This window comes from Dolichospermum compactum NIES-806, from assembly GCF_002368115.1.
GTDB classification, from domain to species: Bacteria; Cyanobacteriota; Cyanobacteriia; order Cyanobacteriales; family Nostocaceae; genus Dolichospermum; species Dolichospermum compactum.
Genome location: NZ_AP018316.1, coordinates 2,283,703 through 2,295,868 on the forward strand (window position 1 = coordinate 2,283,703; position 12,166 = coordinate 2,295,868).

The 12,166-nt window shown below is 36.4% G+C and carries 12 protein-coding genes and 2 pseudogenes; 5 read left to right on the forward strand and 9 right to left on the reverse strand.

Features of this window, described 5'->3' with window-relative positions; genetic code table 11:
* The first annotated feature begins 157 nt into the window (after nt 1-157).
* Together CA730_RS10920 and CA730_RS10925 are read left to right on the forward strand one after the other, a co-directional pair.
* Nucleotides 158-1,219, forward strand: coding sequence for a D-alanine--D-alanine ligase family protein (locus CA730_RS10920; protein WP_096667204.1), 1,062 nt, complete (start codon nt 158-160; stop codon nt 1,217-1,219).
* Nucleotides 1,220-1,438: 219 nt separating this feature from the next.
* Entirely contained in the window at nt 1,439-1,933 is a 495-nt protein-coding gene (locus tag CA730_RS10925) for a hypothetical protein (protein WP_157749953.1), read from the forward strand.
* 833 nt (nt 1,934-2,766) lie between these two features.
* Here the strand turns inward: CA730_RS10925 and CA730_RS10935 are convergent.
* The 4 genes and pseudogenes from CA730_RS10935 to CA730_RS26030 all read right to left on the reverse strand — a co-directional run bounded on the left by CA730_RS10935 (nt 2,767) and on the right by CA730_RS26030 (nt 4,603).
* On the reverse strand, nt 2,767-3,702 hold the full coding sequence (locus CA730_RS10935) for an alpha/beta fold hydrolase (RefSeq protein ID WP_096667211.1): 936 nt from the start codon (nt 3,700-3,702) through the stop codon (nt 2,767-2,769).
* A 19-nt stretch (nt 3,703-3,721) separates the two neighbouring features.
* A complete protein-coding gene (locus tag CA730_RS10940; protein ID WP_096667213.1) occupies nt 3,722-4,225 on the reverse strand; it encodes a DUF4112 domain-containing protein in 504 nt (167 codons plus the stop codon).
* 139 nt (nt 4,226-4,364) lie between these two features.
* A pseudogene (locus CA730_RS25580) lies at nt 4,365-4,475 on the reverse strand (ribonuclease BN); the annotation flags it as partial.
* Nucleotides 4,469-4,603, reverse strand: coding sequence for a hypothetical protein (locus CA730_RS26030; RefSeq protein ID WP_269076509.1), 135 nt, complete (start codon nt 4,601-4,603; stop codon nt 4,469-4,471). The gene CA730_RS26030 and the pseudogene CA730_RS25580, both read right to left, overlap by 7 nt.
* Nucleotides 4,604-4,859: 256 nt before the next feature.
* On the opposite strand from CA730_RS26030, the gene CA730_RS10950 reads away from it, so the two are divergent.
* Together CA730_RS10950 and CA730_RS10955 are read left to right on the forward strand one after the other, a co-directional pair.
* Entirely contained in the window at nt 4,860-5,339 is a 480-nt protein-coding gene (locus CA730_RS10950; RefSeq protein WP_096667215.1) for a hypothetical protein, read from the forward strand.
* Between the two features lie 200 nt (nt 5,340-5,539).
* A complete protein-coding gene (locus CA730_RS10955) occupies nt 5,540-6,661 on the forward strand; it encodes a ferrochelatase (protein WP_096667217.1) in 1,122 nt (373 codons plus the stop codon).
* 193 nt (nt 6,662-6,854) lie between these two features.
* Here CA730_RS10955 and CA730_RS24310 read toward each other — a convergent pair whose 3' ends face one another.
* Nucleotides 6,855-7,004 (reverse strand): hypothetical protein, encoded by a 150-nt coding sequence (locus CA730_RS24310; RefSeq protein WP_157749954.1) that lies wholly within the window; start codon nt 7,002-7,004, stop codon nt 6,855-6,857.
* Nucleotides 7,005-7,225: 221 nt separating this feature from the next.
* Entirely contained in the window at nt 7,226-7,582 is a 357-nt protein-coding gene (locus tag CA730_RS10960; protein WP_197705520.1) for a zinc ribbon domain-containing protein, read from the reverse strand.
* 236 nt (nt 7,583-7,818) lie between these two features.
* On the opposite strand from CA730_RS10960, the pseudogene CA730_RS10965 reads away from it, so the two are divergent.
* Nucleotides 7,819-8,951: pseudogene (locus CA730_RS10965) on the forward strand (ISAs1 family transposase).
* A gap of 235 nt (nt 8,952-9,186) precedes the next feature.
* Here the strand turns inward: CA730_RS10965 and CA730_RS24315 are convergent.
* From CA730_RS24315 to CA730_RS10975, 3 genes are read right to left on the reverse strand one after another with little or no spacing between them, the layout of a single operon-like run.
* Nucleotides 9,187-9,366, reverse strand: a complete 180-nt coding sequence (locus CA730_RS24315) for a hypothetical protein (protein ID WP_157749955.1) — start codon at nt 9,364-9,366, stop codon at nt 9,187-9,189.
* Nucleotides 9,367-9,369: 3 nt separating this feature from the next.
* A complete protein-coding gene (locus tag CA730_RS10970) occupies nt 9,370-10,020 on the reverse strand; it encodes a Uma2 family endonuclease (protein WP_096667219.1) in 651 nt (216 codons plus the stop codon).
* A 3-nt stretch (nt 10,021-10,023) separates the two neighbouring features.
* The gene (locus tag CA730_RS10975) at nt 10,024-12,060 is read right to left on the reverse strand and encodes an N-6 DNA methylase (RefSeq protein WP_096667221.1); all 2,037 of its coding nucleotides are present in this window, start codon (nt 12,058-12,060) and stop codon (nt 10,024-10,026) included.
* Between the last annotated feature and the right edge of the window lie 106 nt (nt 12,061-12,166).

The following is a 12,166-nucleotide window of genomic DNA, read 5'->3' on the forward strand; positions in this document are numbered from 1 at the left end:
TGGATTTTTTGTAAAAGGTAGGAGTCAGGAGTATGGCTAACGCCACGCTGCGCTATCAGGAGGAAGAAAGAAGAAATCGTTTTCACCAATTACCAATTACCTGTTCCCTTTTTTTAGTGATAATGGAAATTGCGGATTTGTGGAGATAGAGAAGAAAATGACTAAGCTACGGGTGGGTTTGCTGTTTGGTGGACGTTCTGGAGAACATGAGGTTTCAATAATTTCGGCGCGGGCGATCGCTCATGCCCTCAGTTTAGAAGAAAATGCTCATAAATACGAAGTTTTACCTTTCTACATTCAAAAGAATGGCAGTTGGCAAGCAGGAGTTACTGCACAACAGGTTTTAGCATCTGGTGTTCCCCTCGAAATCTCCTCCATAACCCCTAATTTATGGCAATTTCCCCCAGAAACTCAAGAAGTTGATCTCTGGTTTCCCGTGCTTCACGGTCCTAATGGCGAAGATGGCACAATTCAAGGGTTACTAACTTTGATGCAAGTTCCCTTTGTGGGTTCTGGAGTCTTGGGTTCAGCAGTGGGAATGGATAAAATTGCCATGAAAATGGCTTTTGCCCAAGCGGGATTACCTCAAGTAAAATATATTGCTGTGACGAGGGCGCAAGTTTGGTCAAATGCTTGCGTATTTCCCAAGCTGTGTGATGAAATTGAAGCCACATTGGGCTATCCTTGTTTTGTCAAACCTGCTAATCTGGGTTCATCGGTGGGAATTGCCAAAGTGCGATCACGTCAAGAATTAGAAACAGCTTTAGATAATGCTGCCAGCCATGATAGACGAATTATTGTCGAAGCCGGAGTTGTAGCCAGAGAAGTCGAATGTGCCGTTTTAGGTAACGACAACCCCAAAGCCTCCGTTGTTGGTGAAATTACCTTTAATAGTGATTTTTACGATTACGAAACCAAATATACCCCTGGGAAAGCGGATTTATTCATTCCCGCCAATTTACCAGATAGGGTGGCACAGCAAATTCAAGACACGGCTTTACAAGCCTTTGCGGCTGTAGATGCGGCTGGTTTATCCAGGGTAGACTTTTTCTATGTAGAAACTACCGGAGAACTTTTTATTAATGAAATTAACACTTTCCCAGGGTTTACCTCCACAAGTATGTATCCCCAACTCTGGGCTAATACTGGTATACCCTTTGCCCAATTAGTACATCAGTTAATTCAACTAGCGATCGCCAGACATTCTCCCATTAATTAGGTGGATTAGGGCTAGGAGATAGCGGATTAGTTAAGAGAACTCCACAAAAAAGATGATCCAATCTTGTGGGATGGGCATCTTGCCCGTCCTTGTATTATTAGCGGGCTTTTCGTCCCGCACCACAAGAAATTTTGGGATATTTTTTTAATTGGAGAACTCTAAAAGGGGAAAATATTTCTTTTTCCTCTTGTCATAAATATGATTTATGTGATTAATGTGATGAATAATGAACAAGAGTTAAAAAAAAAGCGAAACAGTGGAAAAATTATAGTAAATCTACTGAAAAAATATCCTGTAATCTGGTTTTTGAGTTTGTTACTAATTCCGATAGGAGTTGTAATTATTGCCTATAATCAACTGATTTATATTGGCTATGTGCCACAGGTAGAAAAGGCAGAAACTCCATACATCCCTGTACAATCAACCATTTCTACATTTTCCGATCCTAGTAACCCCCTACCTCTATGGTTGATCATTGCAGTCATCTTCTGCTGTTCCAGCGGTTCGTTTGTAATTTTCTACCTATTACAAAATTCCAAAGAAAGCACAAGAACTAGTCAACGCCATCACCATAGTCAAAAAATGCCCTCCCGGAAGCGTTATCAATCCACTAATAGCAAAAATTTGCTCATAATTTCGCCTCCAGAGAAAATTTATCCCCTCAATACCAATACAGCATTTATCAGAGACCGACAAGATTCACGATTTCTCTAAAAATTTGGCAATACAAGACTTTCAAGAAAATGCCAACTTGGCAACCAAGTGTTAATTACCTAAGTTACATTAATGCAAGATAAACAACTTCAATTCTGTGGTTATTAACGTTTACTAAATATTGATTATTTCAGATAATCCCTTAATTTATGCTCACATTTTTGAGCATAAATAACAATGATTTATAAACACTTGATTGACCATTAATTGAATCAAAAATAATCACAATAATCAGATTTGACATTTGCTGCAAAGGGAATATTAACCGCATATCAATACTGTCGTTGTTAAATCAACCCCCCTAAATAACTGGCAGTATTTATATATGTTCCCAAACGCTACAGCAGTAAATGTAGAGTGGGAGATTTTAGGCTTTTGGTATGCCTTCTCCCACTCTCTTTTTATTTATATGAATATTTTAATAGTCAATTTTGCAGTAGATTATGCAACTCAAGTCGAGTATGACTACAACAGTTTCAAAAATGCTTACAACTCTGGAGCAACACTCTACTAATACAGCAGTTCCCGGTGTTACGGGGTACAAATATTAATGATAAAACTCTTGTGGTGCGGGCATCTTGCCCGCTATGTGTACGTCATAACAGAAGGAAGGGCTGCAATACTACTCGGTTAAGCCTTTTTTGGGCATTATAAACAACGATATTTCAAGAGTTTTAGCCTACTTGATTTCCTTAACCGAGCAGTATTGGGAAGGGCTGTGTTTTCAAAATTTCTAACATCGTAGGGGCAAACCCCCAGTGGTTGCCCTGAGAGGGTTTTGGCGCAGGTACGGAAAATTACCTGAATTTCTATCATTAGTCAATTTTCAAAATTCAACAGAAATTGGTCTCTTTTAAAAACTCCAAAATTGCTGCATTCACCACATCAGCAGAACCAGTTGACGCATCATGATAACAGTTTTGTAAAATTTGTAAGCGAGAATTAGGCAGATGTTGATGTAATTTTTCTCCATGACTAACAGGAAACCAACTATCTTGATCACCCCATAAAACTAAAGTTGGACATTCAATATTTTTGAGATTTTTTTGAATATCACTCAACATACTTGGCTGTTTTGTTCGCAAATTCTCAATTTCTTGAGCAGCAATTTGTAAATCTTCGGCAACTTTTACCAAAGTTCCTGGAATTTCAATAAATGGATAAGTAATCCAGTAAATATCTTCCTCTGTTAATAATGAAGGATCATATAATACCTTACGTCTTTCTGTTCCCATGACTTCTCTGACTATCGGTGCAAACCAATATGCAAGACGTAAATAATCAATTGCATGGATAATCTCTATTGGTGTTTGTGCCAGTAAACCCATAGACCAATGAGGTAAAGTTTCTGTAAAAATAGGAGCGTTAATTACTACTAAGCGTCCGATTAAATCAGGACTTTTACCAGCTAATCCCAGAGAAATTAATGCGCCTATAGATTCTGCCACAATGATGGGTGGTTCATCACATAAAGCTTGAATAATGCGTTTTAATTCAATAATTTGATGTCCATTTTCTTCTCGACGGAATACAGGCTTTTCAGAAAAACCAAACCCTTTAAAATCACAACAAATTACCCGAAAATGTTGAGATAATGGTTCAATACTATGCCGCCAATTATAACTCCAACTGCCTAAACCATGTAATAAAATCAGCGGTGTCCCGTTACCTTTTTCACCATAGGCTATTTGAATTGGATAACCTTGAGAATCGTGAATAATGAGATATTGCCGCCCTTGAGGAAAATTATCTTGCCACCAATCTTTCATGATTTTATAGATAAGTCATTTAACTACCAGTAAAAATTTGCCATAATATTCTTATTAATATCACGGGTATGGATATTAAAACAATAGCCAGTACAAATAATCCGATACTAAAAATGAGGATAAATGATTTATCTCCCTTTTGATTTTGATACGGAGATTTTAACGCTTCTTCCAATAAAATGATATTGTAATTATTCGCTCTCCAAGCAAAATCAAACAAATCTCCTAACATGGGAATAGCCCCAACTAAGGAATCTACAATCACATTCATTACCATCCGTCCTAATGTGGCTGTGGGTACGCCTAATTGTGCAGATTCAATGATAATATAAAATGAGAATATTAATCCTAAAGCATCACCACCTATGGGTAGTAATCCAATAATTGGATCTAACCCGACTCCTATTGGTGTTCCAGGAATGGTAATTATATTATCTAATAGTCCACTAAGTTGACGTAGACGCTTTAGTCTCGGTGCATAACCATCGAGTGTAATTACAAATGGTTCAGACGAATTAGGCATTATTAATTATTTCCACTTTATTGGTGATCAAATCTACTATTACTTCATTTCTCCAACCAAAATCTTTTCATAGTCATCTAGAAAATTTGTAGCTAGGTTGACTGTTATTTTACTGTAATTACAAAGATTGTCTTCTTTTTTAATTCTTAATTCTTAATTTTGAATTGTTCATGTCTTTACCAACAGTTACATTTAATTGGTGTCCGACGAGAAGAACGAAAGCACTCATCCATAACCATAACATTAAAACAAAAAAGGACGGATTTTTTTGCTGGGAATTTGCTGAATTCTATCTAATGCTGTCATAGCTGTACGTAATACAGCAACGAAGCCTTTATAAATTACGATTGCTATTAGACCTGGAGGACGTTGATTCATGATTTATTTTTACTTACTTATAAATATTTAGAGTCTTAGTGTAAGTTGGAGTTTTGTATCTGTTTGGGTATTTATCGTATTATCACTTATTTGCAATTTTAATGGTAAGTATTTTATAATTGATTCAGATAGTTTTGTAACAGTCAAAATGTCTGATCGATTAAATACACTTCTAAATGATGTTTATCTTGTTACCAAGAAAGGATAATGTCAAACTGCTCTATTCACTAACTATTAACTACTCCTAGCTAAAATAATGACCGAAAATATTGATAAATCTACCCATTTAACCCAAAAGTGGTTAACTGAAATTCAGTTTCTGACACAACAGATGAAGCAATTTCAGCGCGAACGAGATGAAGCTTGGGAAAGTTCGCAAAAATGGCGACAGCTTTATAATACAGAAGCAGAGCAAAGACGTGCAGATACCAGAATGCACCAAGAAGCAATCGCATCTATAAAGGCTGAAGTCCAAAAATTTTCGGGTGTTAATGGGGAAACCGGAACTGATATGACTACAGCTATTCAGCAAGAAATTTCCCAGTTTAATTCTATAGAAGAGTTACAAACTCAATTGTTAGAAGTCATACAGGAACGTGATTGTCTGTTACAAGCTTTGAAACTTGAGCAAGAAAATCACGCTCAAACTCGGAAAAGTCTCACGACAGCTTTAGGTGATGCCATTGATAGTTTAGCACGTTTAAGGGCAGACAGAAAAAATGTAGAGGACACATAGAATCAAGTAATACTAGCACATTAATGATTACAATCTTGTATTAAACCTTAATGTAATTTAATGTATTGAGTTAGATGTGTATTTTTATTTTTATTTTTATCCCATCCCCCTGGATAGGATATTATGCTACAAATTGATAGAGATAATCTAGTAATTATCTAGGCCTGTCTCTCTGTTTCAGTTATCTTGAGGAACTCATTGTGGTTGCAACCCCGGAAAAACTGCACGCTACCCATAGCCACGATCATCTACCCAGTAAAGACCGTGTAGCCGTACTACTTATGGGCTATGGCGAAGTCGAAAGCTATGAAGATTTTGCTAACTATAACGAACAAGCTTTAAATTTACTGACGGCTAAATTCGCTCCTGTTCCCACTTGGATTTATCCCCCTTTAGCAAAGCTTTTGGCATTATTTGATCGTCATGAATGGGGACACACACATCATGATTTTATTTCCCCTCATAATGCCATTTTTGAAAGACAAAGAGCGGGTATTGAACACGAATTACAACATAAATGGGGTAATGGTGTTCAAGTTTTCAAAGCTTTTAACTTCTGCGCTCCTTTTTTACCAAACCAAGTTTTAGCCGAAATTAAAGATCAAGGCTTTAGCAAACTGCTGATTTATCCATTATTGGTTGTTGATTCCATTTTTACCAGTGGTATTGCTATTGAACAAGTAAATAATGCTCTGGTAGAATTAGCCGATGGTGATGAACATTGGATTAAAGCCCAAAAATATATTCCCTCGTTCTACAATGAGCCAAAATATATTGATTTAATGGCGCATTTGGTAGAAGAAAAAATTCATACTGATTTAGCTACAGGTTATTTACCTTCGCAAATTGGGATTATCTTGATGAATCATGGTTGTCCCCACAAAGCGAAAGGCTTTACTTCTGGGATTGATGAAAGTCAAGCCATGTATGAGTTAGTCAGAAATAAGTTAATTAACAATTACCCGTTAATTTCTGTGGGTTGGTTGAACCATGACACCCCATTAATTGAATGGACTCAACCCAATGCTACCCAAGCTGCTCAAAATTTGATTCAATTGGGTGCAAAGGCATTGCTATTTATGCCTATTGGTTTTGCTACAGAAAATCATGAAACTTTGTTAGATGTACATCACATTATTCATGATTTGGAAAAACAACATCCAGATGTAGATTATTTACAAATGGCTTGTGTTAATGATGATCCACAATTTTTAGCGATGGTTGCTGAATGGGCAAATTCACATATTGCAGAGTTGATGGAAACTGAAGGTATGGCTGTTAATTCCCAATCAGCTATTACTCACCACCATCACCATCATTAGGTAATTAGGGCGGTTAGAAACCGCGTCTACACAGGCAAAACCCACCTGCGTGGGTTGAAAATATTTAATTTTTTATTAGTCCATTTCGGTGGACTTTTTTTGTAGTGTAGCAATGTCAGACTTTGGCGTGGGTTTTAGTTGGGTTATGTCAGTTGGGAATCATAGAGTAAGAAGACGATAATACCTTTTAGTTTTATGGAATTCCCACATCATTCAAGCATTCATCAACTAAAGGAGTTTGCATCCGAATAGCAATATACCAGTAGTCCCTAAGTCCAGGTTGTATTTGTCTTCCATTAACCCGAACCTTTTCATCCTGAGTACGCCAACGCTTTTCTCTCATTCTATTTTCAAAAGGTTCTCTTTTAGAAACGTCTCCATCGAAAGATTGACACTCCCCGGTCTAAAGACACGGGGATTCTTAAGATTTCACAATCTTAATATCTTGTTTGCACAAGTTCCCAGACTCAGTACGTTTGCACAAAAGTGCGTGCTGATACCGCCAGTTGCTCTACTTGGGGAAACCCCAAGACCGCACTGGCTCATCTTCTGGGCGTTTAGCTGTTAAACAGCAAGTTTCGCGGAGTCCCCAGGTACTATTTTGAAACCTCTATCTCTGATAGTCTTTGCAGCACCAATATCGGCGTGTTCGTGATATCCGCATTCCGTACAAATGAATTTCTCACCATCACGGTTTGACTTATCAGTATGCCCACAATTTCTGCATTCTTGACTGGAGTATTTAGGATTAATTTTAATTACAACTTTTCCTTCCTTCACAGCGAGATACTCAATTTTTAAAATCAAATCACTCCAACTTGCATCAGAAATAGAACGGTTTAATCCTTTTTTTTTAGACTGGCCATTCTTTAAAAATCTCCCTGTTTTTTCATCGGTTTTAACTTTGCAACGCCTCAACATACCGGAGATGTTTAAATCTTCTAAGGCAATAGCATCAACCTTCAGGGGAAACGCATCTAATTTTTTTTGACAAAATGTAACTTATATGAATAGATAAAAAGGGCAGTATTACAATGTTAATATCAAGCCAATAAATGAGTATGAAGAAAATTTGATGGTAAATTCGTTTCTATAAGAATCAATAAAATGAGTTGAAGTGGTATTCTCAATAAAACTAAAGAGACAAAATTCACAAAATGAAGCTACCACCAAAAATCACAATAGTAGATAACTTTAAAGATTTAGAAGATAAAAGAGTTGAGAGAACAAAAAGGCATAAATTAATAGATATAGTGACCATTGCGATTTGTGCAGTGATCTGTGGAGTAGATAGTTGGGTATTGATGGAGGCTTATGGAAAAAAGAAAGAAAAATGGCTAAAACAATTTTTAGAACTTCCAAACGGGATTCCATCTCATGATACATTCGCCAGAGTATTTGCGAGAATAGATCCGCAACAATTTCAGAATTGTTTTTTGAGTTGGATAAAATCTATCAATAAAATTACAGAAGGAGAAGTCATAGCAATAGATGGGAAAACATTAAGGCATTCATATGATAAAGGAAAGGATAAAGGTGCGATTCACATGGTAAGTGCATGGGCAACTAGTAATAAATTAGTATTAGGACAATGTAAAGTAGAAGAAAAGTCAAATGAAATAACAGCCATACCGGAATTAATTAAAGTATTAGATATAGCCGGATGTTTAGTAACGATTGATGCGATGGGGTGTCAAAAAGAGATAGTAAAATCAATTGCAGAAAAATCAGGCGAATATATTATCGCACTCAAAAAGAATCAAGGTAATTTATATAAGAATGTAGAAGAATCTTCAAAGAAGCTATATCTAAAGGGTTTGAGGGATTCAAATATAGTGAATTTTATACAAAAGAAGACGAACATGGAAGAGAAGAGATTCGTCATTATCTCATGTTATCAGACATAGAAGAAAGAATAGATACTGATAAGAAATGGGTAAATCTTCAAAGTGTAGGAATGGTAGAATATATACGAAAAGTTAATGGAAAAACGAAGGTTGAGACAGGTTATTATATAAGTAGTTTGACAAATAATGCGAAATTACTAGGAGAATCAGTCCGCACTCATTGGGGTATAGAGAATTCATTACACTGGGTTTTAGATGTAGCTTTTAGAGAAGATGATTGTCGGATAAGAAAGGATAATGCACCACAAAACTTTGCAGTTATTCGTCATATAGCAGTTAATCTTTTAGGAAAAGAAAAAAGCCAAAAACTAGGAACTAAAAGTAAGCAGTTTTGTGCAGGATGGGATGATGAATATTTAGAGAAGATTTTAGAATGTATCTGATAAAAATCAGAAAATATAGACAAATATAAATATAACCAATTTATTTTTCTGTTGATTCTACAATAGAATCTATATTTTTGATGCCAAAAAATATAGATATTAATATATAGAACTGAACAAAATAAATCCATCATTAAAAATAAATAATTACTCTAAATTTATGAAATTTTTATAATTTTAATAAAGGAATTTATGAGATTTTGAATGAAGTTAGATATTTTCCCATATTGATGCACTAATATAGTATTCTGTCAAGATAATTTAGATGCGTTTCCCCTGCAACAGAACCTAGCTCAACATAGTTTTGCTTCTCTAAAGATGAAGAAATCTGTAGATAGAAAGGTTGATAATATTCTGGATCTAGCCGAGTACAACCTTCCAGTTTTGATTTGAGAACCACACTCCAAACTGCCAAAATTTAACCTTCCTTTTGCTGAAACTGGTTCAATAACCAAGCGCCAACTTCAGATTGACTCATTTCACGACTACGGCGTAAAGCTTCCTCTAAAATTGCAATTACTAAACCAGGAAATACCTGTGATTCTCGAATACGTTTACTACCTTGATATGCCATAGCATAAGCGATGATTTGGGCATTTTGGACATCTACCACCCAATATTCAGCAACACCTAAATCTTCATATAGAGTTCGCTTTGTCCCCAAGTCATCAAGGAGAGATGTTTTCGCAATCTCAATCACTAAATCTGGTGCAGGATACAGATCAAGTTTGACAATACCTGTACCAGTGGGGATAGATTGGGCGCGTTCTCGCAAGTAATACGCCACATCAGGCTGACAGTCCTGAATACCAGTTTTACGAAAAGTAGTAGTATCTAAACCTGTAGCTAGAATCCCTCTAATTGTTGCAAATAGAGTTACCGCAAAAATAATTACAACATGGTCTTTACCATGATCAAAACTAACTGGTGCCATTTCCAGCCTCATATACCCTTTGTAGTAGTAACTTTTCGCTTTTTCGTTGAGCAAATTGATAATTATCTGCTCATAATCTGCCCAAGAAGTGTAAATCCATGTATCTGTGGGTAACTGGGTTTGTAACTCAATCATTTTCTAACCCTCCCGCCAAAACGAAAATTTTTGTTTCTTTGCAAAATCTATAAATGCACTTCCAATCTCATCTAAATCATGATCAATAATCATGTGTCCATGATCATCAATCTTTGGTCTGCCGTCCTCCCCTGGCTTGTAAATATACTCCCCAGAGTTATCTTTACCACTATTTTCGCTGGTGGCAAAAAATATAGGATAGTCCTTAATTTTAGGACAGTAATGTTTAGAATTAGGATCATCATCCCACTTTTGGAGAAATAAAACACTGGTTTTTGTGCCAGTATGTGGCTTAAAAGTATTTACGTGCAGTCCTACCACTGCTAAAATTCTGGCTCGCTCACTAATCCAAGTCCGCAAATGAGCATCAGTAATATTATTAAACCGTCCTTGAGGAAGAACAATTGCCATTCGTCCCCCTGGACATAAAAATTCTAAATTACGCTCAATAAATAAAACATCTCGACTTTGTTTCGTTTGCCAATTTCCTGAATCTTCATAGCGTTTACTCTCAATAGCACCAGCTTGTTTTTGCCGTTCTTCTGGATCAGCTAAAGCATCAACATCAATCGCTTTCCACTTTTTAGCAAGTTGATATTGATACAAAATTTTACTATCTACAATATCTCCTGCAAATGGTGGATTAATCATCAGCACATCAAAATTGAAGTTGCGGAAATTTTTCTGATTCCAATCATCATCTGTACGATTCTCAAATTGTAGTAAACGGCGACGGAGGGCAACTCGTATTTCGTCACTCCAATTTCTCGGATCAAGGGTATTAGCTCGATAAACATTAGTTTTGCCATCACCAGCAATCAAATTGAGTGCTTTAGTAACCTTTACACTCCGAGCATCAAAATCAATACCATATACCATTTCACTCGCATATTCTGCTTGATCTTTAGTGGGTCTATCTGATGTCATTTCCCCACCCCAAACGTGAAAAATAGTATGAACTGTAAACCCACAACTGCCAGCAGCCGTATCAATCATATACTCTTCCCATTTAGGATTGAGCATTTTCACACACATATCAATCACATGACGGGGAGTAAAATATTGCCCTTTTGCTCCCTTGTAAACTTGCGTTACCAAATATTCAAAGGCTTCATCAATGACTTGTAAGTTGGAATTAAACAGTTTAATGTCTTGCAAAAACGAAACACACACAGCTAAATGATCGGGTGTTAAATCAATGTTTTCTCCTGGTAGAAAAACACCTTGCCATTTTTCCCTAGCTGCATGAAATAGGTTATTAATTTTGTCATATAATTCTTGACGAGTTTCACCAGCAGCGCGAAATTCTACAACTTTACCTGGTCGTCTTTTTGCTTGTGCTTCGTCGTAAAGCTTGGCATAAATTAATTTAAATACTTCTTCAAATTGGTCAACTCCAGCGTTTGCTAAAACTAGGTTTTCCAAATCTAAAATTACATCACGTAAAGATAGGCGTTCTACAACCAGTTTGTTACGTTTCTCAAGCTCTTGGAGGGTGACACGCTCGTTGATGACTTCAGCTAGTGTTTGGTTTGCATGAGGTAAATCAGAAATACTGCGGTAAATATTTGGATCTTCCCGATGTAAAATAACAATTTCACTGCCATTTGTCCAAACTGCAATAGGCGCACCTTCAGCATTACAGTAAGATTTTAGTTGTTCTAGACCATCTCGACGCTTTGGCTTCTTAACTTCAATAATAATATATGCTGTATTCGGATGATCCTTTTCAGAAATGACGATATCTGCTCGCTTATCCCCCACGCTAGAGCCAAAATATACACCCTTTTCTACGGCAATTCTAGCGGTAGGATAACCATAGGTATGAATTAAGCGATATAGAAACAGTTGGCGGACAATTTCCTCTGGTTTAGCTGGACGTTCCTTACCATCTACGAAATCGCGCAGATACGGTTTCCCTTTTTTGTCAAAAATTTGAAGTGCCGGAATTTCTTTATCTTTATCAAAGATATCGAGAGCATAATCAGTAGATTTGAGGATATCAATTAATGTATAAGTTGGATTAGTTTTATCTGTCATGAATGTTAATTTTGAGCGTCAAAGTCTCCTTATTATTAACCCCAAGCACTGAATTATTAACTCAAAAGCTTTAGTTTCAATGCTTACAGCAAGAAAATAATCATAA

Bases quoted from the DNA above. Each gene is read 5' to 3' on its own strand.
- CA730_RS10935 (WP_096667211.1), bottom strand. From the start codon at position 3,702: ATGAAAGATTGGTGGCAAGATAATTTTCCTCAAGGGCGGCAATATCTC.
- CA730_RS26030 (WP_269076509.1), bottom strand. From the start codon at position 4,603: ATGAATCAACGTCCTCCAGGTCTAATAGCAATCGTAATTTATAAAGGC.
- CA730_RS10975 (WP_096667221.1), bottom strand. From the start codon at position 12,060: ATGACAGATAAAACTAATCCAACTTATACATTAATTGATATCCTCAAA.
- CA730_RS10970 (WP_096667219.1), bottom strand. From the start codon at position 10,020: ATGATTGAGTTACAAACCCAGTTACCCACAGATACATGGATTTACACT.
- CA730_RS10950 (WP_096667215.1), top strand. From the start codon at position 4,860: ATGACCGAAAATATTGATAAATCTACCCATTTAACCCAAAAGTGGTTA.
- CA730_RS10920 (WP_096667204.1), top strand. From the start codon at position 158: ATGACTAAGCTACGGGTGGGTTTGCTGTTTGGTGGACGTTCTGGAGAA.
- CA730_RS10940 (WP_096667213.1), bottom strand. From the start codon at position 4,225: ATGCCTAATTCGTCTGAACCATTTGTAATTACACTCGATGGTTATGCA.
- CA730_RS24310 (WP_157749954.1), bottom strand. From the start codon at position 7,004: ATGAGAGAAAAGCGTTGGCGTACTCAGGATGAAAAGGTTCGGGTTAAT.
- CA730_RS10960 (WP_197705520.1), bottom strand. From the start codon at position 7,582: ATGTTGAGGCGTTGCAAAGTTAAAACCGATGAAAAAACAGGGAGATTT.
- CA730_RS10925 (WP_157749953.1), top strand. From the start codon at position 1,439: ATGAATAATGAACAAGAGTTAAAAAAAAAGCGAAACAGTGGAAAAATT.